Consider the following 25,775-nt stretch of genomic DNA (forward strand, 5'->3'; position numbering starts at 1 on the left):
TAGTGGCTGTCTTATAATACTGATCTTCTCTATTTCATTTTTCACGTTACTATTATTAACTAACTTGTCATTTATTTCTGAAGTATTATCACTACCAGAAACATGGTTAATCTATGCTCTCATCATCGCTATAGCCCAACTGTTTATTCAATTTTGTTTATGGCAGTGGCAAATGAGGAAACAAGCGTATCAATATTCAATTTATAACTCCTGCTATGTGATACTTTCTTCCTTGTTTACATTGATACTACTTTATTTATTACACGATAAAATAGAGTCTAGAGTTTATGCCTTATTGGCTATCTCTACGGTTTTTTTTTGTATTCAATATTTGTTATTGTCAAAAACAAGTGGCTTATCTTCTCTCGTGTATCAATGTCAATAATAAAAGATATTCTAAAGGTAGGTCTTCCATTAGTTCCCCATTCAATTGGCATTTTTATCTTAGTCGGTGCCGATAAATTCATTATTAGTGGCATCCTTGGTCTTACTACTATTTCATCATATCTTGTTGTATTTCAAATTAGCACTATTTTTATTTTTGTGTTTGATGCTATCAACAAAAGCTATTACCCGTGGTTATTTGAAAAATTAAATGAAAACAACGAAAGCATCAAAAATAAACTGTGGGTTTTAACCTATATTTATTTTGTTTTATTACTAGCCGTATCAATATTTTTCTTTTTTCATGGCTCTGCTTTAATTACATTCATCGCAGGTGAAAATTACATGATAAGTAACAATATTGTGGGTTTTATTTTTCTTGGTCAAATATTTGGTGGCATGTATTTGATGATCAATAACTATTTATTTTACGAAAAAAGAACGCTGTTAATTTCAACAATAACCCTTTCATCAGGTATTATTCACTTATTATTAATTTCTTTATTTTCATATTATTGGGGAGTGACTGGCGCAGCATTATCTTTTTGTTTATCTAAATGTATTCAATTTTTATTAACATGGTTCAATATCTACAAAACAATCACTATTCCATTCCCCCATTAAAGGCGGATAAATAGGTTTTCATCATTTATCCGCTTGTTAAACTCTAGCTTAAGCGTGCTGTTATCCATTGTGCAATATCTTGAATTTCAGGCATGCACACTTGGTGTTCCATTGGATAGGTTCGCCATTGTGGATGATAATCTGCCGCTATCAAATCATCACGAGCCATTTCACCCAATTTAGGTACCACAACCGGATCATAGCGGCCATGCATAATCTCAATCGGAAGTTGGCGATTTGATTCACTGTATTGAATAATATTCGCCGTTGGAAAATACGTTGATAGCGTAAGTAACCCAGCCAATGGTTTGGAATAGCTCAGTGCTGCATGATAGACCACCGCACCTCCTTGAGAAAATCCAGCAAGAATGATCCGTTCAGAGGCGATCCCACGGCTGATTTCTCTCTCAACCAAATCAATAACAGATTGAGCAGAATCAATAAGTTGTTCAACATTAAGCTTGCGTGCCACATCCAATGAAATAATGTCATACCATGCAGGCATAACAACACCGCCATTAATAGTCACAGGAATAGACGCGGCATGCGGAAAAATAAATCGTATAGGCATATCAGCAGGTAACTGTAATTCTGGTAATAATGCTTCAAAATCATGACCATTAGAGCCTAAGCCATGCAACCAGATAACACTTGCAGTCGCCTCAACAGTGGGTTCTACTTCAACACAAGGTAAATAAGTTATATTCATGTTCTTATCCTTATATAAACCGTTGTCACTATATCGCTGATTTTATTGCTCGCGCAAGTCGAGATGGCGCTAATTTAGGATCAGGATCTTTTTGGTCAAAAAACTCACTCACAACATCAACAATCGCAGACTGAACATCGGCGGTCGTCGCCAAATTTTGTGAAAAGCTGGGCACTAAATCCCCTGATAATGATGCTTGTCTAAAGGCTTGCATTGAATCGAGCGCACATTGATCAAAAGCTGACATATCCATGTCTAATCGTACTGGAATCGAGCCTTTATTCAGATTAAATATCTTCTGAAAAGTAGGCGTTAATAAGGTTTTAGCTAAATCATGTTGCGCAATATTATCGACTTCTGTGCCTTTTAATTTAAAAAAAGCCAAACTATCAATATTAAATGTAAACTGGTGTTGCGTACCCGGTGCGGGAACACATAAATAATCTTTACCCGGTATTTTACCTACTTGCGCAAATTCACCTTTCGCCCAATCCCCCATAAATTGCATCGCGGCTTGACCATTAATAACCATTTCAGTGGCAGAGTTCCAATGTCGCCCACCCGCTTCTGGATCAATATACGCTTTCATCCGCTTAAATTGCTTAAAGACATCTACCATTTTATTGCTGTTGATCACCGTCATATCAAGATCAACAAAGGCTTTACGGTAATCAGCTGAACCTAATACTGCTAACGCAATACTTTCAAATAAGGTTGCATCTTGCCAAGGTTGCCCCCCATGCGCTAACGCGATCAATCCTGCCGCTTTAATCTTATCGGCGGCAACAAAGAATTCAGCTAACGTCGTTGGTACAGTGGCTCCAGCAGCTTTAAATACCGTAGGATTAACCCATAGCCAATTAACGCGATGAACATTAATGGGTACCGCTACATAATGATGATTATATTTCATGATATTAGCGACCACGGGTGGTAAAACATTATCCCAATTTTCTTGCAAAGCGACGTCATCAAGGGATGTTAAAAACCCTAAACGTCCCCATTCTTGAATATCATGACCTTTCAATTGCGCCGCAGTGGGTGGATTGCCTGACACTGCACGCATTTTTAATACGGTCATCGCACTTTCCCCACCACCACCAGCCACCGCGAAATCTTTCCAACTGTGGTGTTGTTGCTCCATCATTTGCTTGAGTACTTTCACTGATTTAGCCTCACCGCTTGACGTCCACCAATGCAATACTTCAACTTGTCCCGATGCATGCGCTAATGTTGCTGGCAGCCAAGATACTGCTGCGGCTAATATCAAATACGCTAGTTTCATGATTTTTCTTCCCTTAAGCTAATGCAACGGGCAACACACGCGGTAACACCACCACCACAATGAGCCCTTGTGTTAAGCCATTTTTAATTATTAACTTACCACCGTGAGCATGGATGATATTACGTGCAATCCCCATTCCTAAACCGTGACCATCAGCATCTGTCGCTAAACGAAAATAAGGTTCAAATACCGCCGATAATGAAGATGCAGGAATACCTTTACCTTGATCCGTAATTGTCATAATAATTTTATCCGGCTTATCGATCACCGCGACCGTCACCTGATGACCATACTTCACGCCATTATCAATTAAATTACTTAAACAACGTTTTAACCCTAATTCTTTGCCCATAATTGGCGCGATGATCAATGTGGGCAATGTGACTTTTATATCCCGATGATTATGGCGCTCAGCAATGCTGGCTAAAAGCAGATTTAAATCAATTGGGACAATATTTTCGTGTAAATCAGTGTCTTTAACACATTGTAATGCCCCTTTTACCATCATCTCTAATTCATCAAGATCATGGTTAAATTTATCTATTTTTTTATCATCATCAATAAGTTCAACCCGTAATCGTAATCGCGTAATGGGGGTTTTTAGATCATGAGAAATCGATGAAAACAACTGTTCTCGATCTTCAATATAACGACGTAATCGTAACTGCATTCGATTAAAAGCTTGCGTTGCCATTACCAGTTCCGTCGCCCCTTCTTCTTTAAGAGGCGGTTGATAAATATCTAAACTTAACGCATTAGCAGCATCTGCCAATTGTTTTAATGGCTTGGTTTGGCGTCGAACCATGATGTAGGTGAACACTAACAACAATCCGGTAATAAACACCAAAAATAACATTTGTTGGCGAGTGATCACTTCATCTTTTAAGTTCATGTAAGGCGCGGGAAGCAATGCTGCAATATAGAGCCATTGATTTTTTTCTAATTCAATCTGTACCACTAAAATCGGTGGATTTAAAGGCTCTAAACTTAAAGTGTTATGAACCCATGACCGAGGCAAATCGCTCAATAAAATATCATTCTTAAGTACGTGTAACGTTTCAGGACGGGAAAATTCAACTTTTATTGTCGACAAACGTGGCAATTTTTGATGTAGCACTTTTTCAAATACAGATACAGCCATCTGTTTTTGTTCTGAATTTGCGATAGGATCAATCCGAATTTCTTCATCATTAAAAGAAACAAAAAAACGGGTTCCTCCCATATTACGTAATTGATCTAATACAATATGACGGTATTGCATCGGTAATGATTGAAAGAAAGTTACCGTTGAGGCAAACATGGTTGCCATGCTTGCAGATGTAGATTGCAGCCCATCTAAATCACGTTGTTTTGATTGGGTATACCAAATACCCGTCGCAATCACTTGCGCCAAAAACACCGCTAATAATGTTAACCACAATGTTCTCGACACTAATGATTTCGGATATAACACTTTCCAATTCATTGACCATTATCCATATAGTAAAAAAGTGTGATGCCTATACAAGCGATCACACTTTATCCAACGTCATTATTGTTATGTTATGCGTCTTCGTAGATCACATCAGCAGTAAAAATATAACCATTGCCGCGACTGGTTTTAATTAAACGTTGAGTACGTCCTTTGTCACCTAATCGTTGCCGTAAGCGACTTAAAGCGACATCAATACCTCGCTCTGAAGGTAAGGTATCTCGCCCTCGCGTAGCATAGGAAATTGTATCGCGATCGAGTATTTCTTGTGGCCGCGATAAAAACAGCATCAATAATGTATAATCGCCGCCAGTTAATTCAAACTCTTGTTTTTTCTCAAGATCAAATAAACAATGCGTGGTGGTATCAAGCCGCCAATGAGCAAAAAGAATAAATCGAGCTTCGGCTAAGGGCTGCTGACTTTCTGTTGGTTTAATGCGTCTTAATAGTGCTTTAATGCGTGCTAATAATTGTCGAGGGCTAAATGGTTTAGCAATATAATCATCAGCACCTATTTCAAGACCAATAATCTGATCCATTTCATCAGACACAGCGGTTAGCATGATAATCGGTACATTTGAACTTTTTCTAATATACTGGCATAACGTAAAACCATCATCACCCGGCATCATAACGTCGAGTAAAATCAAATCAGGGTAGCCGGCTGCTAAACGCCGTTTCATTTCTTCGCCTTCCGCAGCGGTAATAACATCAAACCCATTTTTAGTTAAATACTCATCAAGTAATTCACGAATTTCTTGATCATCATCGACAACGAGTACTGTTTTGGTTGCCCCCATTTTACGCATCCCTCACCGATACATGACTTATTATTTTAATATTATTACTTATCTCGAACGTTTTAATCCAGCAACAGTAACAACAATCAAACACTGTAGGTCTTAAATAACTCTCCATTTGAGCATCTATAATGATAAAAGTCAGGATATATGCCAATATTCGTGACCCAACCGCTATCTTAATCGCAATAAATACGCTCAATTGTAGAAAAAAACATCGATAATAAACGCTATCTCTTTTTGCTTTATCTTAATATCAGCCAATGTGATCTCGTCAAAAACACTTGACGATTATTCTTTATCCGCAAGTGCTTGTCGTACTTTATTCGCCACTTGAGGTGAAACCCATTGTGTCCATTGCGATTCATACTGAGAAAGAAACCGCACCATCATTTGCTCACCATTAGCATTGTGACTCACTTTCCATGCCATTAATTGATTCATATCTTGATTTGAAAAACGTCGTGCCGCTAAATAGTCAATAATAGCTGGTGCTCGCTGAGCAAATTGAGTCGTAACAACAGTATCGACAACATGAGGAGGAAACATCGTCACTTTAGGGTTTTTGCACACAGGTTTATCTATACACTCATTAAAATATTCACGGTGAGTGCCTGAATTAAAATCGATCCGTACCATTTTATAGAAACCGAGTACCGCCGTTGGCGACCAATAATACCCAATCCAAGGCAATTTTTTAGCATACGCGTGAGCAATCGATCCGGATAAACCAGTGACATTATCGGTGGGTGTTAGTTCAAATCCCACTTGCTTCAGATTTAGGGCGGTAAACAAATGCTTCACCGCATTTTGGCAACGTAAATTGGGAGAGCAATTAAAAAAAGGCATTTTATTACCAAGATCCGACCGTTTAAACAAATAAGCATGTTTTCTTATTCCCTCTATCGTTGCCAGTGACGGCTCTTTTTCTACCATGTATTCAGGCACCCAAAAACCTTCTAAACCACCTTCATACAACACCTTTCCAACAAATTTAATCTTATCTTTTTCAATGCCATGTTCAAGCCCACCTTGTAACGCATTACGCCTTATCTCAGGAATAATATCTGGCTTGCCTTGCATCAAAATAGACTTTGCCGCGAGGACGGTTTCACTGGGTACAAGTTGTGTTTTACACCCGAAACCATGTTGTAAAATAAAACTATCCACATTGGCAACAAATGTCGCAGAGTCCCAATTCATATCTGCAATGGTTACCTTGCCACATTCAACGGCGTGGGCACTAAATGCTATCACTGATAATACAATCGACACTATAAATTGCTTGAACATCAATACATTCCTTCTCTAGGATAATTTAGATGTGTTTTCTATGCGCTTAGTCTAAACAACCTTAATATCAAACACCAAAAAGAAATAACAAAAACTATCGATACTGAACATATATATATGTATGAATAATAACGTTTAAAGATAAATACGACTTTGTATCGTTTTCATCACGTATATTGCTTATCATAGTCCCTATATTCATTAGTAATGGACAATAACAATGTACAAATTAGTTGCACTCGATATGGATGGCACTTTACTGAGTTCAGATGGCACAATCTCAGCACATAATAAACAAGCTATTGCTGCTGCGCGCGAACAAGGTACTTATGTTGTGTTAGCGTCAGGTCGTCCTATTGAAGGCATGACATGGGCACTAAAAGAGCTCAATATGGATAGCGATAATGATTTTGTATTATCATATAACGCATCTTTAATACAACGTGTTGCAAGTCAAGAAGTCGTACGAAGCCAAACACTTATCGGTAGTGATGCTAAAGCGATTGCCGCTATTGCCCAAGATCTTGGTGTTCATGTCCATGCATTCTCTCGTCGTCAGGGTTTGATTACACCTGAGCATAATTACTACACCGATCACGAAGCAAAAATTAATGGTTTAACTATCACCCTCGCTGACTTCTCTGAATTAGATGATAATGAAGAAATCATGAAAGTGATGATCATTGATGAAGAAGATCGCCTTGAAGCGGCAATTGCTCAATTACCTGCAACGCTCTATCAGCAATATACGATTGTAAGAAGTGCCCCGTTCTTCCTTGAATTTATGCACACCAATAGCAACAAAGGTGTCGGCGTTAAAGCACTCGCTGATTTCTTAAATATTAAACAAGATGAAGTGATTGCGATGGGTGATGCGGGTAATGATCATCATATGATCGAATTTGCAGGCTTAGGTGTTGCTATGGGTAATGCTACCGAAGCAACCAAAGCGATTGCTAACTATATTACTGATACCAATAATAATAGTGGTGTTGCACAAGTGATTGAAAAATTTATCATTAATGCATAATTAATAATAAATCATAAAAAGCCAGCAATAATGCTGGCTTCTTTTTGTGACACTGTTTATTCATTATTTAGCAAGAACAACAGAATCAACATCAATAGTTCGTACAGTCCAGTCTTTATCTACTTCACCACGAATAGTGATTTTTGTAGTTGGTGTTACGGTAATTCCACGCCAATCTTTATTATCAATTTCGACTTTTATTTCACCCGTCTCATCTTTAAACATATAATCTTCTTTACCAACTGAAGATATAATATAACCAGTAAGCTCCACCGCTGCATTATCATCAGCATGCGATGCCTCTTTTATTGTATTTAATACAGGGGTTGCACTAGGGCCATTAAATCCCCCTTGATCTTGAGTCATGGGTGCGGCTTCATGTGGACCACTAAAACCACCTTGGGTTGGTTGCGGTGCTGCCATTACTGACATTGATGAAAACACAAGAACTGAAGCTGCAAGTAATTTTTTCATTTGTCTATATTCCACAGGGTTATTCTATGAGATTAAAATATCTCGAATACAACTAAGATTTAAATTATAACGCTAAGCAGTTATTTTCGACAATAGTATTATCGAATCACCATAACGACTACAATCAGCTTAAAATATTATGGTTTTTCTTTGATCATATGCGACGCTAAAAATACCGACACTATCGTCTCAATATTATCTTCAAGCTCTTTACCTTCACTGTTAGGTGAAATATTCATCACTTGCGGCCAAAAAAGAAGTCCCTGAAATAAACTAATGTAAATATTCGTTAATAACATTACATTTTTATCAACCATACAACCGGCCGTAATCGCTTGTTGAAACCAATCTGTAATCGCTTTTGTGCTGTATAAATCTTTAATCAAATTTAATGCCAATTCTGGCTGACGTAAAAATTCCATTACAATTGTGCGCGACAACGGAATGCCATAAGTTGTATATAACACATCGGCTTCACGGCTCGTGATTGCCGTTAATTGTTCAGTCAATGTTTTACTAGGATCGTATTCATACCGAACATTTTCAGCTACCGATTCTTGAATAATGGTCAATACTGAAACGAATAACACTTCTTTACTCTCAAAGTGACGATATAGCGTCCGTTTAGAGACCGCAGCTTCAGTTGAGATGCGATCCATATTCGATGCTAAAAAACCATGCGTTATAAATTCGGCCTTGGCTGCTTCAATAATTGCTAAGTGCTTACGTTCAGTTTGCTTCATCCTTACCCGGTTCCCATATATTTTTATTTCAGTTTATGAGCGCAGTCTAACAATCTGAAATAAAAAAGTACACTGTGTAGTTTACAATCTCATTTTTATCACTAGAATGCAGTCTAAGTTTGCTGTTTTAGCAATGAACATGATTAATCAATCTAATGATAGTGGAGAACACGGTGAAAACTCATTCAGCAATGTCCAATGTGACATCGTTAACAATTAATAAACTGGCCATGGCGGTGAGTTTATCTTTAGCGGTAGTGCTGTTGTCAGGATGCGACAGTCAAAAAGAAGCAGCTGTCACCGCACCTATCATTAATCTTGCGTTAACTGAAATTGTAACGCCACAAACAAACACTAACTTAAGCTTTAATGGTGTTATTCGTTCAGCTGAACGCGCTGATTTATCATTTCAAGTCAGTGGCCGTGTGAGTCATATTTTTGTAAATGAAGGCGACAAAGTACATAAAGGTCAATTACTCGCTAAATTAGATCCTAAAGATGCGCAAACGGCATTTTCAGCAGCGCAACTAGAGTTGAATAACACTAAAAAAGATTACTCACGTGGTAAATCTATTTATGAAAACTCACAAGCTATTTCTAAAAGTGATCTTGATGAGCTTCTAACGCGTTACGACTTAGCTCAAAATCGACTTGAAGAAGCAAAAAACCAGCTTGCTTACACGCAATTAAAGGCCCCTTTCTCAGGTATTATTGGTCGCAAGCTAATTGATAATCACGTTCAAATTCAAGCAAATACATCAGTATTAACGTTGCATAACCTGGATAATTTAGAAGTCGTTGTTAACATTCCTGACATTGTAATGTTAACCGGCATGCAATGTGATAAAGCCAATGCTGAGATTAACAATATTCCAGGGCATTTATTACCACTAAGTTTACGTACGTACTCAACCCAAGCCGACCCGATTACACAAACATTCTCGGTTGTATTAGGGCTTGATGATCTTAAAGGGCTCAATATCTTACCGGGTATGTCAGTGAAAGTTTCGCCAAGCTTAACTGAATGCCCAGAAGAAAATAACAGCCCACTAACGGTGCCATTAACAGCCGTTGTACCTGACAATAAAAACCAACAATTTGTATGGGTTGTTGGCAGTAATAACATCGTTGAAAAACGCTATATCAAGGTGGGCACTATCAATAAAAATTGTATTACTGTGCCTTCTGGTCTGAAAGCAGGTGAGCGTATTGTTATTGCTGGCGTATCAAAACTAAAAAATGGTATGGAAATTCGCCCATACACAGATACTACTCAAAACGGAGTGTAAGAAATGGATATCGCTCGCTATACCATAGCCAAGCGCACCAGTGTTTGGGTAATGATTGCTATCATTCTAATTGGTGGCTATATCAGCTATCTAAAATTAGGCCGTTTTGAAGATCCTGAATTTGTTATTCGCCAAGCCGTTATTATCACACCTTACGCGGGTGCAACGGCACAAGAAGTGTCAGATGAAGTTACTGATATTATTGAAGGTGCTGTTCAGTCATTGCAAGAACTGAAAGAAGTTAAATCAGTGTCTAAACAAGGCATGTCTGAAGTTACTGTCGAAATTAAACTTGAGTTTGCAAAAAGCCAAGCCGACCTTCAACAAGTATGGGACAAGCTACGTCGGAAAGTTGTTGATGCACAGCGTCAATTACCTCCAGGCGCAGGTCCATCTATTGTTAACGATGATTTCTCTGATGTTTATGCCTTATTCTTTGCCGTAACAGGTGAAGGCTTCACTGACAAACAACTATCTGATTATGTAGATAGTTTACGTCGTGAGCTGGTACTTGTTCCTGGTGTTGCTAAAACCGCAACCTTAGCTGAACAACAAGAAACCATTTTTGTTGAGTTCACCAGTGAGCGTTTAGCTAAATTTGGACTCTCAGTTGAGAATGTTCTATCCGTACTAAAAAAACAAAATATTGTTACTGTTGCTGGTAGTTTAACGTCCAATGGCATGCGCATTCCTGTAATGCCAACACCTAATGTTAACTCGTTTAATGACCTAAAAAATCTTCAAGTGGGTATTGGTGATAATCACACCGTATTACATCTTCAAGATATTGCAACCATCAAGCGTGGCTATCAAGAACCCGCATCAATGTTAATGCGTTATAACGGTGAACGTGCGATTGGTTTTGGTATTTCAAATGTCACTGGCGGTAACGTTGTTGATATGGGTGATGCGGTTAAAGCACGTATCGCTGAATTAGAAAGCCAACGCCCTTTAGGTATGGAACTGAATGTTATCTCAATGCAATCAGATTCTGTACGTGATTCAGTAACGAACTTTATTGATAACCTAATTGCAGCAGTAGTGATTGTATTTATCGTACTGTTGCTATTTATGGGCGTTCGTTCAGGCATTATCATCGGTTTTGTTTTGGTACTCACCGTTGCGGGTACGCTATGCATCATGCTAATGGATAACATTGCAATGCAGCGTATTTCTCTAGGTGCGCTGATTATTGCCCTTGGAATGCTGGTTGATAACGCGATTGTTGTTACTGATGGTATTTTAGTTCGTTTGCAAAATAACGAAGATCGGGAAGTGGTTATTCCAGAAGTCGTTAATGCAACTAAATGGCCATTGTTAGGCGGTACCGTTGTTGGTATTTGTGCATTCAGTGCTATTGGTTTATCACCATCAGATATGGGTGAATACGCAGGATCGTTATTCTGGGTGATCCTTTACTCTATGCTTCTAAGCTGGTTGTTTGCCGTAACGGTTACTCCATTACTGTGTCACCAATTCTTAAAAGTTAAAGTAAAAACAGAGGCCGATAAACCAAGCAAAGTAGTCAATGGCTACAAAGGTTTATTATCGTGGGTATTACTTCACCGTAAGACCACCGGTTTATTACTGGTTGCCACTCTTATTGGTGCTATCTGGGGCGTAAAATTTGTCCCTCCTGGTTTTATGCCTGAATCACAACGTGCGCAATTTGTGGTGGACGTGTACCTACCACAAGGTACTGATATTCAAAACACACAAACCTTTATTGCTAACATTGAGAAAGACGTTAAACAAAAACCAGGTATCAGTAATATCTCAAGCTTCATTGGTGGTGGCGGCTTACGCTTTATGCTGACCTATGCACCAGAAGCTCGAAACCCAAGCTATGGTCAACTGCTGATCGATATTGATGATTACCGTAATATTGCGCCATTATTAGTTGAACTCCAAAAAGAGCTCGACCTTAAATACCCTGAAGCATCAATCAAAGTATGGAAATTCATGCTAGGTCGCGGCGGCGGTAAAAAAATCGAAGCAGGATTTAAAGGCCCAGATAGCAAGGTATTACGTGATCTGGCAGAGCAAGCTAAAGCTATCATGCTAAGTGATCCAAATTTGATCGCGGTTCAAGATGATTGGCGCCAGCAAGTTCCTGTAATAAAGCCAATATACTCAACTGAAAAGGCACAACGTTTTGGTTTAACTAACCAAGAAATAAGCCAAGCCATTGCGCAAACATTAACCGGTCGCAATATTGGTGTTTACCGTGAAGGTAATGATTTAATCCCTATCGTCGTGCGTGCACCAGATAATGAGCGTACTCATGAACGTGCAATTGAAAATACTGAAGTTTACAGCCATATGGTTAATGGGTTAATTCCTGTAAGCCAATTGGTTGAGTCAGTAAACGTTGCTTGGGAAGATGCTATCTTACGTCGTATTAATCGTATTCCAACTATTCTGGTTCAGGCAGATCCTGCACCGGGTGTTTTCACTGCGGATGCATTTAATGATCTACGTGGGAAAATTGAAGCGATTGAATTACCACCCGGTTATGAACTGACATGGTATGGCGAATATAAAGCATCTAATGACGCAAACGAAGGTCTTGCTAGCTCTGCCCCTTACGGCTTTGCCGCTATGATTTTAGCTGTCATCTTTATGTTTAACGCGATGCGTCAACCATTAGTGATTTGGCTAACCGTACCGTTTGCTTTAGTGGGTGTAACAGTAGGTTTAGTGATATTCCAAACGCCATTTGAATTTATGGCAATTCTAGGCTTCCTAAGCTTAATCGGTATGATGGTGAAAAATGCGATTGTATTGGTTGACCAAACCGATGTTGAAATAGCCGCAGGTAAAACAGCATATCAGGCAATTATTGATTCAGCGCTTAGTCGTGCTCGACCAGTATTGCTAGGTGCATTTACGACTATTTTAGGTGTCGCGCCGTTACTGGTAGATCCATTCTTTAAGAGTATGGCAGTAACAATTATGTTCGGTCTGTTATTCGCAACAATCCTAACATTAGTGGTCATTCCACTGCTGTATGCGGTATTGTTCCGCGTTAAAGTAGAAGAAACACCACCAGCTTAATTAGCACCACAAAACAAAAGGGAGTGACATCATTGATGTGCACTCCCTTTTTTATAACCGTAAATAACCGTCACTCTTATCAATACCATTATTTAATATAATCAATAAGATCTTGCGCTAAACGACGTAACACACCAGCTTCTGGATGAGTATGTGAAAACGTTCTAATCCCATATATTCCCATCACTAAAAATTGCGCTAATTGTTGACTATCTCGTTCATGACTAATTTCATTATGCTGTTGTGCTAACAACAATTGCTCTGCTAACGCTTGCTGCCATTGTTTTAGCATATGACTGATAACATCAGCGACTTCTACATCTTGTTGAGCTAGCTCACTGAGTGATTTTTGTAATAAACAATCTTTAATCTGCTCACGTTCACACTCATCAACCACGTGATCAAGATACGCAGTAATAGCTTCGATCACTGAAGGTGATTGAGAAAATAGCGTGACAAATTGCGTATAGCGTTGATTACGGTAATGTTCTAATGCCGCTAATAACAAGCCACGTTTATTTTTAAAAGCACAATAAATCGAGCCAGGGTGCAGCCCAGTTGCGTGTTTTAAATCTTGCATACTGGTATTGCTATAACCTTTTGTTATAAATACATCCATCGCCGAGCGTAACACTCGATCACGATCAAATTCAGCACTGCGCATAATCACTCTCTTTTACTTTATCTCATGCTAGTTTACTTAATATTGAACAATCATTCAAAAAACTCTTGAATGATCCCTCAAACAAGCCTAACTTGAACGGGCATTCAAATTAGAGATAAAAATCATGCTCGATACCCTATTTCATCCTGTTGTACTTAACGACACGCTTACATTAAAAAATCGTATTCTTATGGCGCCATTAACACGTTGTATGGCTGATGACAATTTAATCCCAACCCAAGCAATAATCGATTATTATGCTCGCCGTGCTGATACTGGACTGATTATCTCTGAAGCTATTTTAGTTCGTGCTGATGGCCAAGGCTATCCACATACACCAGGATTATTTACACCCGAACAAATTAACGGCTGGCATAAAGTAACAGATGCCGTGCATAACAATGGCGGTAAGATCTTTGCACAACTATGGCACACAGGTCGTGTTGCTCATCCGTTCTTTTTTAATGGTGAGTATGTACTTGCTCCTTCTGCAATAGCACTTGAAGGAACGTTACCAAGAATGCGAGAGCTAACTTATACGGTTCCTAAACCGGCAACTAAAGCTGAAATTGAACAACTTATTGCCGATTTTAGTCAAGCTGCCGCTAATGCTATTGATGCCGGTTTTGATGGTGTAGAAATTCATGGCGCAAATGGCTATTTGATCGATCAATTTCTACATTTCAGCACTAATGAACGCGATGATGAGTTTGGTGGCACACCAGAGAATATGGCACGCTTCCCACTTGCAGTTATTGATGCAATTAGCCAACGTATTGGTCGTGATCGTACCGGTTTACGTTTATCGCCCGGCGGTTATTTCAATCTTGAAGGTGATAGCCGTGATCGTGCGGTGTTTGACTACTTATTACCTGAAGTTGAAAAGCGTTGTTTAGCGTATCTGCATGTTGGTATTTTTGATGACAGCATGAATTTTGATTATCTTGATGGCAGCGTATCACAATATATGCGTGCTCATTATCACCGCACATTGATTGGTGTCGGTTGTTACACTCCCGAAACAGGCAGCGATGCTATTGAAGCGGGAAAATTTGATTTATTAGCCATTGGCCGTCCTTTAATTGCTAACCCTGATTACGTTAATAAAATACAATCAGGTCAAGCACTTACTCCTTATGACGACACCATGTTAGCTCAGCTAATTTAATCTTGTTTTTTTACGCCTTAATCTCATGTAATTAAGGCGTTTATTTTGCTGTTCTTCGTTATTTAGTTTTAAATTACGAAAAATCATTGTTTGCATTTGTATCGATAGACAAAAGCCTAGTTTAGCTCTTATGATAACAATAGATAAAACAATAATCATAGAAAATAATAATGAATATCAAACAGCAACAATCACATCAAAAAATCCTGTTAGCGAGTTTATTTATCGTAACTAATGGCTATGCTTCTTATGCTAATGCTGACACAATCGCACCTTCAACACTGAATAACTCATTAAATTATACCAGTACTAATACGCTACTTTTAGAACAGTATAAAGATAACTTTGTGCTACCTTTTTATTACACACAATCTCCAAACCACAAAGAATATCAATCAATTATCCCTGAAGATGGTAAGTTGAGTAAATATAATGTCAACTTCCAAATCAGTTTAAAATATCGCTTATTTTCAGGTGTTTTAACTGATAATGATCAACTCTATTTTGCCTACACTCAACGTTCAAACTGGCAAGCCTACGCATCATCAGCATTTTTTAGAGACACCGAATACGAACCGTCTGTTTTTTGGACATTCCCCACTCAAACAACCTATACCAATGGCTTTCAGTATGCTGGTAGTACATTCGGCTTAGTTCATCAATCTAATGGGCGTGGTGGTGAACAAGAACGAAGTTGGAACCGTGCCTTTGTTGATATGACCTTCAAAAAAGATGCATTAACCTTTAGTATTAAGCCTTGGGTACGACTCAATTTCGGTGCTAAAGACTATAATAAAGACATTAATAACTACCTTGGCTATGGCCGTGTCAGTATGAACTGGAATATTAATGGTAAGAGCATGCTCACCTTTACCGTTCGAAATGCATTAGAAAGTGGCTTCTCTCGTGGTTATGAAAAAGTAACGTTAAACTTCCCTATTTATAAACGTTTACGTGGTTATTTAATATTTGAAAGTGGTTATGGTATTTCTATTTCAGACTATAATCATTATGACAATGCAGGCGGTATTGGTTTTTCATTTTAATTATTGGACTAAACTATTTTTATCTCTAGTGTTAAGTAGCATATAAACAATACGCATAAAACAACTAGAGATAAAAACAACTTTCTATCAATAGATTACTTATCTCGTTACTTAAAATATAATAAAACAATATTTCATTTCTTATTTAGCGATTATTTCTTTACTCATCGAATATTATATGTTTTTAATAGCATAACTCTAAAAAGCGATATTTACTCCACTAACAAATATTACTATTAAAATAATTTATTGATAGAATGAACCTGTGAATATTAATCAATCAACATACTTATCTGTACTTATTCACATGCTATCATTATCTCCCTATCCAGCAGGCTTAAAATCGAAAGAAGGTATTTTTGAATATGCCAATGATGCTTATCGAAACCTTGTTAATGCTCCGCTAGATATAAAGGGATTAAGGGATAGTGACTTACCATGTGATACCGCTGCATTTAGTGACATTTTTCTTGAGCAAGATAAATTATCACTGATGCACAATAAAACCATAATAACAATAGATGTGCACAACTACGCTAATGGTGTAGATGCATATATATTTACCAAACAACCCGTTATTATTAATGATGTTCCTTGGGGAGTACAATTTACAGCAAATAAAGTAAAAGATTTAATAAATATGACGTCGTTTATTGAGGTTATTGCTACCGATAAAGCGCATTTATCTTTCCATACAACACGACCTTTAGTACCACAATTAACGCCATCCCAAGAAATTGTTTTATTTTGGTTATTACGTGGACGACAAACTAAACAAATAGCACAACTTATTCATCGAACACCCAAAGCGGTTGAAAAACAAATAGCCAATTTAGTTTCTCGATTTTCTGATTATGGTATTTCCAGTCGTACAGGATTAATTGAATATGCACGTGGAAATGGTTGGTTATCATTAATACCAGCACAATTATTTAAGATCCCCATGTCTCTTATTATAAACCATGATGATCAAAGCGATTAAGTTCACAAAAAACACAGTAACTTAAGCAAAGGATTGTTTGGTTACATTAATTTGCGTTTATAATCCTGCCAATTTTTTCGCTTCTTATCATTGGTCATTTATGCACATAAAAATCAGTTTAATAACAACATTACTTCTTATTTCTGGATGTGGATCTTTATCCTCCATCCCCCCAGATTCTCAAGTAAGTTTAATCATTAAAAATGGCCAGATCATTACCATGAATGGTCAAAAACAGCTGATTGAAAATGGTGTTGTCATCATCAATAACGACACCATTGTCGCCGTGGGTGATCAAACATTATTAGCTCAATACCAAGCAACACGTATCATTGATGCCCAAAATGGGATTGTAATGCCAGGAATGGTCAATACTCATAACCATTTACCGATGATTGCTTTTAGAGGATTAGGCGAAGAAGGGATCGAAAATCGTTTATTTGCTTATTTCTTTCCTCTTGAAAGTGAAAAACTCAGCCGTGATTTAATTTATCAAGCCACTCGTCTTGGTGCAATTGATCTTGCACAAAGCGGTGTAACAACCTTTGCAGACATGTACTACCATGTTGATGAAATGGCCAAAGCAACCAAAGAGATTGGCCTACGTGCGGTTTTAGGTGAAACCGTTATTAAATTCCCAGTGGTTGATGCAAAACAACCGTATGGTGGTCTAGAGTACACCCAAAAATTTATTACTCAATATCAGCATGATCCTTTAATCACCCCAGCTTTTGCGCCACATGCCGCTTATACCGTTTCAAAACAAAAACTACAGCAAATCAATACACTCTCTAAAAAATTAAACGTTCCCGTATTAATTCATGTGGGTGAATTTGGTAATGAAGCCGCACGTATTAATGACAATCCAAAACAACTGAGCCCTGTCGCTTGGCTTAAAGACATCGGAGTGCTTGATCAACGAATGGTATTAGCGCATGCGATCCATATTAACCAAGCAGATATTGATCTCATCAAACAATCAGGGGCGGGTATCGCCTATAACCCAATGGCGAACGCTAAAGGTGCGACAGGCATTGCTCCTGCATGGGAAATGTATCAACAGCGCGTTCCTATGGGGTTAGGGACTGATGGCCCAATGAGTTCGAATCAAGTCGATTTATGGCGCACACTGAGTTATGCCGCCAATATGCAACGTTTAAAACATAATGACCGCACTATTATGATCCCAGAGCAGGTGATTGAACTCGCGACCATCGGTGGTGCTCGTGCACTGCATATGGACGATAAGATTGGTTCACTTGAAGTAGGTAAAAAAGCCGATGTTATTATTGTAGAAACTCAATCAGCTAACATGATGCCTAATTACAACCCTTATGCCACTTTGGTCTATCAAGCAAATCCAAGCAATGTTACAACGACAATCGTCAATGGCAATATTGTGATGGAACAGCGCCAAATGGTGCACGTTGATACAGCTGATGTAACTCGTCATATTCGTGCTATCGAAGCGGATATTACGGCATTTGCCAAAGAGCTAGCAAAGAAAGCCATTACATCACCAAGCCTCATGAAATAAGCCGCATCCTCTCTACCCGTTTATCACAATACGGTGTCGTCAAATACAGTATGTAAGGAAGGTGATCCCTTACATACTCAACAATTTTGAATGCAACAATGAATCGACTTCGTTTTAAATGAGAATAACCGCACCAGAAATAGCTTAACTTTCGTTGTGCTTTTTATCTTTCCGTAAATCAATACGGTATGATAGCCGCCAATCAATAGTTAACGGGGATTAATACATGTATCACCAAACACTTAAAAAATATTTTGGCTTTGATTCTTTACGCCTTGGGCAAGAAGAAGTAATTACCCGTGTCCTCAATGGTCATTCTGCTGCGGCTATATTTCCGACAGGATCGGGAAAATCATTATGCTATCAATTACCCGCAATTGAATTACCCCATCTTACTCTGGTCATTTCACCCCTCTTAGCATTAATGAAAGATCAGCTCGATTTCCTAGCCTCAAAGGGCATTCCAGCGGCTTCTATTGATTCAAGCCAAACTTGGCAACAAACACAACAAGTGATGCAACAAATCCGCCAAGGTGAAATTAAAGTATTAATGATTTCCGTAGAACGCCTAAAAAACGAACGTTTTCGTCATTTTATTGGTCAAATTCCAATTTCACTATTAGTCGTCGATGAAGCACACTGTATCTCAGAATGGGGGCACAACTTCCGTCCCGATTATCTGAAATTACCCCATTACCAACAAGCATTAAACATTCCACAAGTCCTACTGTTAACAGCAACGGCAACCCCTGCGGTAATTCAAGATATGCAGGATAAGTTTGCCATTGATAAAGACAATATTATTGTGACGGGTTTTTACCGTAATAACCTTGATTTAACGGTATTAGCGGCAGATGAAGACGAGAAAATAGATACCCTTAAACACCAGCTTTCTCAACGTAGTAATGAACCCGCGATTGTTTATGTCACCTTACAACACACAGCAGAACAAGTTGCTGATGCACTCACTCGTAGTCACTTTCCAGCCCAAGCCTATCATGCTGGAATGGACTCAGAGCATCGACATAATATTCAACACCAATTTATGAATGGCGACATCAATTGTATTGTTGCAACCATTGCTTTTGGAATGGGAATTGATAAATCTAATATTCGCCAAGTGATTCATTTTGACTTACCCAAATCGATTGAAAACTATAGTCAAGAGATTGGTCGAGCAGGACGTGATGGCGAAATGTCACAATGTACCGTTATTGCCAATAAGTCAGGGCTCAATGTTTTAGAAAACTTTGTTTTTGGTGACACGCCAGATCGCGATGCTATTGCGTATATTTTACGTGAAATACAAGCACAAGATCAGCAATGGGAAATAATGAGTGGTCGTCTATCTAAAGACAGTAACATCCGTTTATTACCCCTTAAAACATTATTAGTTTATCTTGAAATTCGTCATATTATTGAACCAATGTTTACCTATTTTGCTGATTATCGTTACAAGATGAACATCTCTCAGCAGGATATAGCTCAACGTTTCCAAGGTGAACGTCGACAATTTATTGAAACAATTTTCGCTTGTTCACCCAAAGCACGAGTTTGGCATACATTAGATATGGATGCATTATGGCAAGGCTACCAAGTCGATAGAAAACGTGTTGTGGCGGCCATTGATTATCTAAACGAACAAGGGTGGATCACTCTTGAAAGTAAACAAATGACCGATGTTTACCGAATAAATCAGCACCAATTTGATATTGAAACGGAAACAGAAGCGTTATATCAACTGTTTCAACAAAAAGAGCACAGCGAGATTCATCGTATTGAAAACATGATTGCTTTCTTTGAAAGTAAAAACTGTCTAAGCCATAAACTAGCCAGCTATTTCGCCGATCATCATGCCCCTAAACAATGCGGCCATTGCTCAGTTTGTCGAGGTAAAATAATTACACTCCCCGCGCTACCAATATTACCCGAGATCACCGATCAACAAATTACGGTATGGAGTGATAGTTTTATTCAACGAAATGGCAGCGCCCCCTCAATGGCGGCAATCACACGTTTTCTACACGGTATGAGCACGCCACTCAATAATAAAATAAAAGCAAAACAGCTTGAGGGATTTGGCGTATTAGAAGCCTATCCTTTTCAACAAACTTTCGACCATATTTGCCGCTTATACAATGGCAACTGTTGAATAAACAACCATTAATTTCCCTTATTTAACGCTTTAATCGCTAAAAACTGACTTTTCATATTAATCAATAGCGATTTGACTCGCATCGTTTTAAAATGCAAAGACTAACTAATAGGAAGTAAAGTTATGACTACAGAAAAAGAACAATACCAACCTTGTGATGCTTGTGGCGTTTCAGCTGAAATGGGCTTTATGATCAAAGAACATGATGATGTTGCTGATGTACACGTTTTTGCAAATGGTAAAAAAGCATTAGAATTAGAACTTGCGAACTACCTGACGCTAGCAAAACAAGTTAATGCTAACTTTAAAGTAGAAACAACGCCTGTTGATGAAACAAGTACAGAATTAACAGCGCGCATCCAATTTGAATGCAGTGCTGAAAAGTTAATTTTTGAACTTAAAAGCCGCTCTCTAGCGAAATAATTTATCAAATCGGCAAACCTTGCCACCTTGATAATCAATGAAGCCAGTAAACAGTCATGTTTTGTAATCAATACAAAATAAAATCTGATACTGGCTTTATTATTTATGGCGCTACAGGAATCAATGAGGACTGACGTACCACCCATTTTAAAGGACCATTTAGCTCAATCGTTTGTTCAGAACGACATTCCAATACAATATTATCCGTGGAAATAATAGCGCCCAATGAGTATGATTTTCCAGCATATAAACAATGACGTTGCGGTAATGTATTTAACTGAAATTCAGCAACAGGTTGAATCACTGGTAAATTTTCTGTGCTATATTGCTTGGCATTACTGATTGCCACAACCCCCATAACACCAATAATAACCAGCCATCCCTGCTCTAAAAAACGCATAATTTATCCTTATACACAACAATTGATACTCATTACTCTTATCAATTACTTACACCGATGACGAGGTTAATACTCAATCGCTCGAGGTAATAGCTTTGCTTGTGCAATCCAATCTTCCACCGTCGAAAGTGACGGCAATTGACGAACTAACGCTTTAGCTTCATTTACTTCAACTATTTTAGTATATAAATTATCCGCATTACGTTGTGCAAGCTCAGGCACAGTATCAACCCCTGAAGATTCTAATAAATCCGCATATTGGGTACTTATGCCTTTAATGCGTGATAAATCTGCACGATTAAGCCATTTTAAAATGAGTTTACCGCTAATTGCTGTTTTTTCAGCTAACGTTTTACGACCACTGGGTGTTGCGCCTAACGCTAACAGTTGTTCAATGGTTGTTACGTCTATCTCAGCTAACTTTGCTGCGTAAGCTTCACCAATTCCTTCTACACTAACGATCTTTGTCATAAGTTACTCCTACTATTTTTAGTTATACCTATTTGAAAAATATAGCCAATAAAACTAAAAACACCGCATTATCGATGAATAAAAATCAATCAAAATATAATTTATACAAAGAATATCATTACGATCATATTATGAATAAAAAACAGATAGAAAAAAGCCCAGACAACGCTGGGCTTAACTATCTAAACGTACAAAAAATTACTACGATTAAGATTCAGCAAGTGGTAATACTTGTTTCACATAATCACCAGGCGCTGCATATAACGATGCATAATTTTCGTTACCCATGGCACAAGGAGAAACTTGTTCTGTCGGGCTAAACGTTGTTAACCAGCCATTCCAATGTGTCCACCAAGAACCATCTTCACGTTTAGCTCCCGCTAACCAAATATCTGCATTTTCTTCTTTGCTATCATTAACCCAGAAGCCGTATTTATTCTTTTGAGGAGGATTAACAATACCTGCAATGTGGCCAGATTCGCCCAAAACAAATGTTGATTTCCCACCCAATTGTTGCGCGCCACGGTACGTACCTTGCCATAAAGCAATATGATCTTCTTCTGTAGAAATAAAGTATGTAGGCACTTTAATCTTACTTAAATCAATGTACACACCGCCGACTTTGTAACCTTTATTTTCAACTAATTTATTTTCTAAATAGAATTTGCGTAACAACGTACTATGGCATTTTGCCGCAACGTTAGTGCTATCACCATTCCAATACAATAAATCAAAATCAAGTAAGCTATTGCCTTTTAGATAATTATTAATGTAATAGTTCCAGTACAAACTATTTTCACGTAACAAACTAAAAGTCACACTTAAAGAACGTCCATCCATATAACCATTAGCATTATTTTGAGCTTCAATTGCCGTAATAATAGGGTCATTAATATAAGCCCCCATTTCACCAGGCTGAGAGAAATCTAATAATGTGGTAAAAAATGATGCCGATTTAATACGATTGCGCATTCGTTTAGCGGCATAATATGCTAATGTTATTGCTAATAATGTTCCACCAATACAATAACCGACCGTATTAATATGCTTTTGACCCGTAATGTCTTCTACTGCATCAACCGCTTTTACAACACCATCAAGGACATAATTATCAAAATCAACATCTTTCAACGATGCATCAGGATTGCGCCAAGACATCATAAATACAGTATGCCCTTGCTCAACCAGCCAACGCACCATTGAATTATGATCACGCAAATCAAGGATATAGTATTTATTAATAAATGGCGGCACTATCAACAATGGTGTTTTATTTACAGCTTCAGTTAATGGTTTATATTGAATTAACTCAAATAATTCATTTTTAAAAACCACTTCACCTTCAGTTTTGGCAATAGTTACACCAAGTTCAAATGCACTATCATTCGTCATTCGAATTTTTAGTACATCAGCACTGCTTTGTAAATCTTCTTGTAACAATTCCATCCCTTTAATCAAATTTTCGCCGTTAGTTTCAACCGTTAATTTGGCTAATTCCGGATTAGTTGTTACAAAATTAGAAGGTGCCATCGCATTGATAGCTTGACGAGAAAAATAACCTAAGCGCTCTTTCGCTTTTTCATCGACCCCTTCAATTGAATCAATTGTTTCACGCATTGTGTTACTGAATAATAAATATGATTGCTTAATATAATTATAAAAAGCTTCATCTTCCCACGCAGGATCATCAAAACGTTTGTCATTTTTTGCTGGCTTAATAAAGGCACTTTCTGCTGTCGTATTACCAACGGCAACATTTTCCCAAATCTTAACTTGATTTTCCCACCAATCCATTTGGATTTTAGCTAAAGCGCCAGGCTGAGCAGCCGCTTTTTCTAAAAATTCAGTGGCATCTTCCAAGTTAATATCATTAAGCGCTTTAGTTACTGGGGTGTTCATGGCTGCCTTGCCGGAGTCTAACTCTTTCCACCATAACTGGTTCATATCTTGGAGCTTGGCAAAGTAGTCCGAAAAGAAGTGATTGTTCATAACAAAAACCCTGTACTTGGACTAAGTAATCAGCCATATAATCGTCTTATATGGCTGATTGGTATAAGTATCAGACAATCAGACAGCTATTAATGCAGCCTGATTTGCCGTTACTTAAATGGCAGGTGTTGCTTGTTTAACGTTATCAGCAACAAACTCTTCAACTTCTGTTTTAAAGCTTTGCGCTACAGAAGAGAACTTATTGCTATCATCTAAAAGCTGTTGAGAAAGCTTAGTAAGCGTTTCAAGTTGCTGACCATTAAACGCAGTTAGTGACTGAATGTCTTTTACTTCACTAACGGCTTTAAGTTGCTTCAGACCAAGATCGCTGTAAGCACGAACAGCTGACAATTGAAGCTCTGTCAATTGCTCAACATTCTTAGCAAACACTTTGTTGAATTTTGCGTATGGTGCTAGTGTTTTTTCTGTTTGCTCAGAAAAAGATTTAAACATTTCCGTATACATAAAACATTCCTCATTGATAGTAATAAAGTGTGGGTCTAATAATTCATACCACACTGATTGTATTAGTTTATTTACTTAAACACGTTTTAGAATAACTGCTGTACCCATACCGCCACCCACACATAATGTAGCCATACCGTATTTATTATCACGACGACACATTTCATGCAGTAAGCTAACAAGAATACGATTACCAGATGCACCTAGAGGGTGACCCAGTGCAATTGCACCACCATTTACGTTCGCACGCTCAACTAAATCTTCCACTTTAGTACCCGTTTCTTTGGCTACTTCATGGAATACACCTAATGCTTGACCAGCAAAGGCTTCATTAAATTCAAGAAGATCAATATCTCCAATTGAAAGATTTGCTTTTTCTAATGCTTTAATTACTGCGGGAACTGGTCCTAATCCCATTAACTCAGGTGCAACGCCCGCCTGTGCATAACTTTCGATTTCAGCTAATGGTGTTAAATTGTATTTCGTTACAGCGGCTTCAGAGGCAACAATAATTGCACTTGCACCATCATTAATACCCGACGCATTACCCGCAGTTACTGAACCCTCACGATTAAAAGCAGGGCGTAACTTAGCAAGATCTTCAATAGAAGCATTTGCTTTTGGGTATTCATCAGTATCAACAACAACCGTCTCACGACGACTAACGACTTCAACTGGACAAATTTCAGCAACAAAGCGTCCTTCTTCAATAGCAGCAATGGCTTTTTGCTGGCTAGAAAGCGCGAAATTATCTTGTTGCTCACGGGTTAGCCCAATTTTTTCTACGACATTTTCAGCGGTTACGCCCATATGATAGTTATTAAAAACATCCGTTAAACCATCAGCAACCAAAAGATCTGTTAATTCAAGATTACCCATTTTCTGGCCATCTCGAATCTTCGATGAGGCACAAAATGGAATTTGTGACATATTTTCAGCACCAGCTGCAACAATAAGATCCGCATCGCCCGCTTTAATATGTGCAGCAGCATCCATCAATGCTTTCATACCACTACCGCAAACCATATTAATAGAATACGCAGGTACTTCATTTGGTAAGCCCGCATAAATAGCCGCTTGACGCCCAGGTCCCATACCTTGACCAGCACCAACAACATTACCTAAAATAACTTCATCAATCGCATCAACAGGAACATTGATTTCTGCTAATGCACCTTTAATTGCAACCGCACCAAGTTGTGCTGCAGAAACTGATTTTAACGCACCATTAAAACTACCAATTGGGGTACGTTTTGCGGCAACAATGTATACCTTAGCCATATTTTGCATCCTTTCTATAATATGATTTATTATTT

The 25,775-nt window shown here is 38.2% G+C and carries 23 protein-coding genes; 10 read left to right on the forward strand and 13 right to left on the reverse strand.

What is annotated here, in order from left to right:
* Window positions 1-375 precede the first annotated feature (375 nt).
* Complete coding sequence (locus C9J51_RS00990; protein WP_045039461.1) at window positions 376-1,008, forward strand: lipopolysaccharide biosynthesis protein; 633 nt, start codon at window positions 376-378, stop codon at window positions 1,006-1,008.
* Between the two features lie 43 nt (window positions 1,009-1,051).
* Here C9J51_RS00990 and C9J51_RS00995 read toward each other — a convergent pair whose 3' ends face one another.
* The 5 genes from C9J51_RS00995 to C9J51_RS01015 form a co-directional block, all read right to left on the reverse strand.
* Window positions 1,052-1,711, reverse strand: a complete 660-nt coding sequence (locus C9J51_RS00995; RefSeq protein WP_045039486.1) for an alpha/beta hydrolase — start codon at window positions 1,709-1,711, stop codon at window positions 1,052-1,054.
* Window positions 1,712-1,745: 34 nt separating this feature from the next.
* A complete protein-coding gene (locus C9J51_RS01000) occupies window positions 1,746-3,002 on the reverse strand; it encodes an ABC transporter substrate-binding protein (protein ID WP_045037650.1) in 1,257 nt (418 codons plus the stop codon).
* 13 nt (window positions 3,003-3,015) lie between these two features.
* On the reverse strand, window positions 3,016-4,467 hold the full coding sequence (locus C9J51_RS01005; RefSeq protein ID WP_045037651.1) for an ATP-binding protein: 1,452 nt from the start codon (window positions 4,465-4,467) through the stop codon (window positions 3,016-3,018).
* Between the two features lie 77 nt (window positions 4,468-4,544).
* Window positions 4,545-5,273, reverse strand: a complete 729-nt coding sequence (locus C9J51_RS01010; protein WP_045039460.1) for a response regulator — start codon at window positions 5,271-5,273, stop codon at window positions 4,545-4,547.
* Window positions 5,274-5,564: 291 nt separating this feature from the next.
* The gene (locus C9J51_RS01015) at window positions 5,565-6,566 is read right to left on the reverse strand and encodes a glycine betaine ABC transporter substrate-binding protein (RefSeq protein WP_045039459.1); all 1,002 of its coding nucleotides are present in this window, start codon (window positions 6,564-6,566) and stop codon (window positions 5,565-5,567) included.
* Window positions 6,567-6,786: 220 nt separating this feature from the next.
* Here C9J51_RS01015 and yidA point away from each other — a divergent pair, with 220 nt between their 5' ends.
* Window positions 6,787-7,596 carry a sugar-phosphatase gene (yidA, locus tag C9J51_RS01020; protein WP_045039458.1) on the forward strand — a complete coding sequence of 270 codons (810 nt, stop codon included), beginning with the start codon at window positions 6,787-6,789 and terminating at the stop codon, window positions 7,594-7,596.
* Window positions 7,597-7,659: 63 nt separating this feature from the next.
* Here yidA and C9J51_RS01025 read toward each other — a convergent pair whose 3' ends face one another.
* Together C9J51_RS01025 and C9J51_RS01030 are read right to left on the reverse strand one after the other, a co-directional pair.
* On the reverse strand, window positions 7,660-8,070 hold the full coding sequence (locus C9J51_RS01025) for a YgiW/YdeI family stress tolerance OB fold protein (protein WP_045039457.1): 411 nt from the start codon (window positions 8,068-8,070) through the stop codon (window positions 7,660-7,662).
* 137 nt (window positions 8,071-8,207) lie between these two features.
* On the reverse strand, window positions 8,208-8,813 hold the full coding sequence (locus C9J51_RS01030; RefSeq protein WP_045037656.1) for a TetR/AcrR family transcriptional regulator: 606 nt from the start codon (window positions 8,811-8,813) through the stop codon (window positions 8,208-8,210).
* Between the two features lie 191 nt (window positions 8,814-9,004).
* Between C9J51_RS01030 and C9J51_RS01035 the strand changes: the two genes are divergently transcribed.
* Both C9J51_RS01035 and C9J51_RS01040 read left to right on the forward strand, forming a co-directional pair.
* Window positions 9,005-10,102 (forward strand): efflux RND transporter periplasmic adaptor subunit, encoded by a 1,098-nt coding sequence (locus C9J51_RS01035; protein ID WP_045039485.1) that lies wholly within the window; start codon window positions 9,005-9,007, stop codon window positions 10,100-10,102.
* A 3-nt stretch (window positions 10,103-10,105) separates the two neighbouring features.
* Window positions 10,106-13,159 carry an efflux RND transporter permease subunit gene (locus C9J51_RS01040; protein WP_107274791.1) on the forward strand — a complete coding sequence of 1,018 codons (3,054 nt, stop codon included), beginning with the start codon at window positions 10,106-10,108 and terminating at the stop codon, window positions 13,157-13,159.
* Window positions 13,160-13,247: 88 nt separating this feature from the next.
* Here C9J51_RS01040 and C9J51_RS01045 read toward each other — a convergent pair whose 3' ends face one another.
* Window positions 13,248-13,823, reverse strand: coding sequence for a TetR/AcrR family transcriptional regulator (locus tag C9J51_RS01045; protein ID WP_045039456.1), 576 nt, complete (start codon window positions 13,821-13,823; stop codon window positions 13,248-13,250).
* Window positions 13,824-13,947: 124 nt separating this feature from the next.
* Between C9J51_RS01045 and C9J51_RS01050 the strand changes: the two genes are divergently transcribed.
* From C9J51_RS01050 to C9J51_RS01075, 6 genes are all read left to right on the forward strand, one after another.
* Entirely contained in the window at window positions 13,948-14,991 is a 1,044-nt protein-coding gene (locus C9J51_RS01050) for an alkene reductase (protein ID WP_107274792.1), read from the forward strand.
* Window positions 14,992-15,161: 170 nt separating this feature from the next.
* On the forward strand, window positions 15,162-16,037 hold the full coding sequence (locus tag C9J51_RS01055; RefSeq protein ID WP_045037660.1) for a phospholipase A: 876 nt from the start codon (window positions 15,162-15,164) through the stop codon (window positions 16,035-16,037).
* A gap of 265 nt (window positions 16,038-16,302) precedes the next feature.
* Window positions 16,303-17,019, forward strand: a complete 717-nt coding sequence (locus C9J51_RS01060) for a helix-turn-helix transcriptional regulator (protein WP_244907458.1) — start codon at window positions 16,303-16,305, stop codon at window positions 17,017-17,019.
* A 100-nt stretch (window positions 17,020-17,119) separates the two neighbouring features.
* Complete coding sequence (locus C9J51_RS01065; protein WP_045039483.1) at window positions 17,120-18,556, forward strand: amidohydrolase; 1,437 nt, start codon at window positions 17,120-17,122, stop codon at window positions 18,554-18,556.
* A 226-nt stretch (window positions 18,557-18,782) separates the two neighbouring features.
* The gene (locus C9J51_RS01070) at window positions 18,783-20,708 is read left to right on the forward strand and encodes a RecQ family ATP-dependent DNA helicase (RefSeq protein WP_045039455.1); all 1,926 of its coding nucleotides are present in this window, start codon (window positions 18,783-18,785) and stop codon (window positions 20,706-20,708) included.
* Window positions 20,709-20,834: 126 nt separating this feature from the next.
* On the forward strand, window positions 20,835-21,134 hold the full coding sequence (locus C9J51_RS01075; RefSeq protein WP_045037662.1) for a DUF406 family protein: 300 nt from the start codon (window positions 20,835-20,837) through the stop codon (window positions 21,132-21,134).
* Between the two features lie 103 nt (window positions 21,135-21,237).
* On the opposite strand, the gene C9J51_RS01080 is transcribed toward C9J51_RS01075, so the two are convergent.
* The 5 genes from C9J51_RS01080 to C9J51_RS01100 all read right to left on the reverse strand — a co-directional run bounded on the left by C9J51_RS01080 (window position 21,238) and on the right by C9J51_RS01100 (window position 25,740).
* Complete coding sequence (locus C9J51_RS01080; RefSeq protein ID WP_052675275.1) at window positions 21,238-21,534, reverse strand: DUF1496 domain-containing protein; 297 nt, start codon at window positions 21,532-21,534, stop codon at window positions 21,238-21,240.
* 66 nt (window positions 21,535-21,600) lie between these two features.
* Window positions 21,601-22,005, reverse strand: coding sequence for a DUF4332 domain-containing protein (locus C9J51_RS01085; protein ID WP_045037663.1), 405 nt, complete (start codon window positions 22,003-22,005; stop codon window positions 21,601-21,603).
* A 207-nt stretch (window positions 22,006-22,212) separates the two neighbouring features.
* Entirely contained in the window at window positions 22,213-23,994 is a 1,782-nt protein-coding gene (phaC, locus tag C9J51_RS01090; RefSeq protein ID WP_045037664.1) for a class I poly(R)-hydroxyalkanoic acid synthase, read from the reverse strand.
* Window positions 23,995-24,108: 114 nt separating this feature from the next.
* Entirely contained in the window at window positions 24,109-24,459 is a 351-nt protein-coding gene (locus tag C9J51_RS01095) for a phasin family protein (RefSeq protein WP_045037665.1), read from the reverse strand.
* Between the two features lie 75 nt (window positions 24,460-24,534).
* Window positions 24,535-25,740: an acetyl-CoA C-acetyltransferase gene (locus C9J51_RS01100; RefSeq protein ID WP_045037666.1), complete on the reverse strand. Its 1,206-nt coding sequence runs from the start codon at window positions 25,738-25,740 to the stop codon at window positions 24,535-24,537.
* Between the last annotated feature and the right edge of the window lie 35 nt (window positions 25,741-25,775).

This window comes from Photobacterium iliopiscarium (assembly GCF_003026395.1).
Classification (GTDB): Bacteria; Pseudomonadota; Gammaproteobacteria; order Enterobacterales; family Vibrionaceae; genus Photobacterium; species Photobacterium iliopiscarium.

Excerpts from the sequence above, each read along its gene's own strand:
- C9J51_RS01005 (WP_045037651.1), bottom strand. The coding sequence starts at position 4,467 with ATGAATTGGAAAGTGTTATATCCGAAATCATTAGTGTCGAGAACATTG.
- C9J51_RS01055 (WP_045037660.1), top strand. The coding sequence starts at position 15,162 with ATGAATATCAAACAGCAACAATCACATCAAAAAATCCTGTTAGCGAGT.
- C9J51_RS01040 (WP_107274791.1), top strand. The coding sequence starts at position 10,106 with ATGGATATCGCTCGCTATACCATAGCCAAGCGCACCAGTGTTTGGGTA.
- C9J51_RS01035 (WP_045039485.1), top strand. The coding sequence starts at position 9,005 with ATGTCCAATGTGACATCGTTAACAATTAATAAACTGGCCATGGCGGTG.
- C9J51_RS01065 (WP_045039483.1), top strand. The coding sequence starts at position 17,120 with ATGCACATAAAAATCAGTTTAATAACAACATTACTTCTTATTTCTGGA.
- C9J51_RS01030 (WP_045037656.1), bottom strand. The coding sequence starts at position 8,813 with ATGAAGCAAACTGAACGTAAGCACTTAGCAATTATTGAAGCAGCCAAG.
- C9J51_RS01095 (WP_045037665.1), bottom strand. The coding sequence starts at position 24,459 with ATGTATACGGAAATGTTTAAATCTTTTTCTGAGCAAACAGAAAAAACA.
- C9J51_RS01070 (WP_045039455.1), top strand. The coding sequence starts at position 18,783 with ATGTATCACCAAACACTTAAAAAATATTTTGGCTTTGATTCTTTACGC.
- C9J51_RS01010 (WP_045039460.1), bottom strand. The coding sequence starts at position 5,273 with ATGGGGGCAACCAAAACAGTACTCGTTGTCGATGATGATCAAGAAATT.
- C9J51_RS01085 (WP_045037663.1), bottom strand. The coding sequence starts at position 22,005 with ATGACAAAGATCGTTAGTGTAGAAGGAATTGGTGAAGCTTACGCAGCA.
- yidA (WP_045039458.1), top strand. The coding sequence starts at position 6,787 with ATGTACAAATTAGTTGCACTCGATATGGATGGCACTTTACTGAGTTCA.
- C9J51_RS01015 (WP_045039459.1), bottom strand. The coding sequence starts at position 6,566 with ATGTTCAAGCAATTTATAGTGTCGATTGTATTATCAGTGATAGCATTT.
- C9J51_RS01080 (WP_052675275.1), bottom strand. The coding sequence starts at position 21,534 with ATGCGTTTTTTAGAGCAGGGATGGCTGGTTATTATTGGTGTTATGGGG.
- C9J51_RS01025 (WP_045039457.1), bottom strand. The coding sequence starts at position 8,070 with ATGAAAAAATTACTTGCAGCTTCAGTTCTTGTGTTTTCATCAATGTCA.
- C9J51_RS01045 (WP_045039456.1), bottom strand. The coding sequence starts at position 13,823 with ATGCGCAGTGCTGAATTTGATCGTGATCGAGTGTTACGCTCGGCGATG.
- C9J51_RS01100 (WP_045037666.1), bottom strand. The coding sequence starts at position 25,740 with ATGGCTAAGGTATACATTGTTGCCGCAAAACGTACCCCAATTGGTAGT.
- phaC (WP_045037664.1), bottom strand. The coding sequence starts at position 23,994 with ATGAACAATCACTTCTTTTCGGACTACTTTGCCAAGCTCCAAGATATG.
- C9J51_RS01075 (WP_045037662.1), top strand. The coding sequence starts at position 20,835 with ATGACTACAGAAAAAGAACAATACCAACCTTGTGATGCTTGTGGCGTT.
- C9J51_RS01000 (WP_045037650.1), bottom strand. The coding sequence starts at position 3,002 with ATGAAACTAGCGTATTTGATATTAGCCGCAGCAGTATCTTGGCTGCCA.
- C9J51_RS01050 (WP_107274792.1), top strand. The coding sequence starts at position 13,948 with ATGCTCGATACCCTATTTCATCCTGTTGTACTTAACGACACGCTTACA.
- C9J51_RS00990 (WP_045039461.1), top strand. The coding sequence starts at position 376 with ATGTCAATAATAAAAGATATTCTAAAGGTAGGTCTTCCATTAGTTCCC.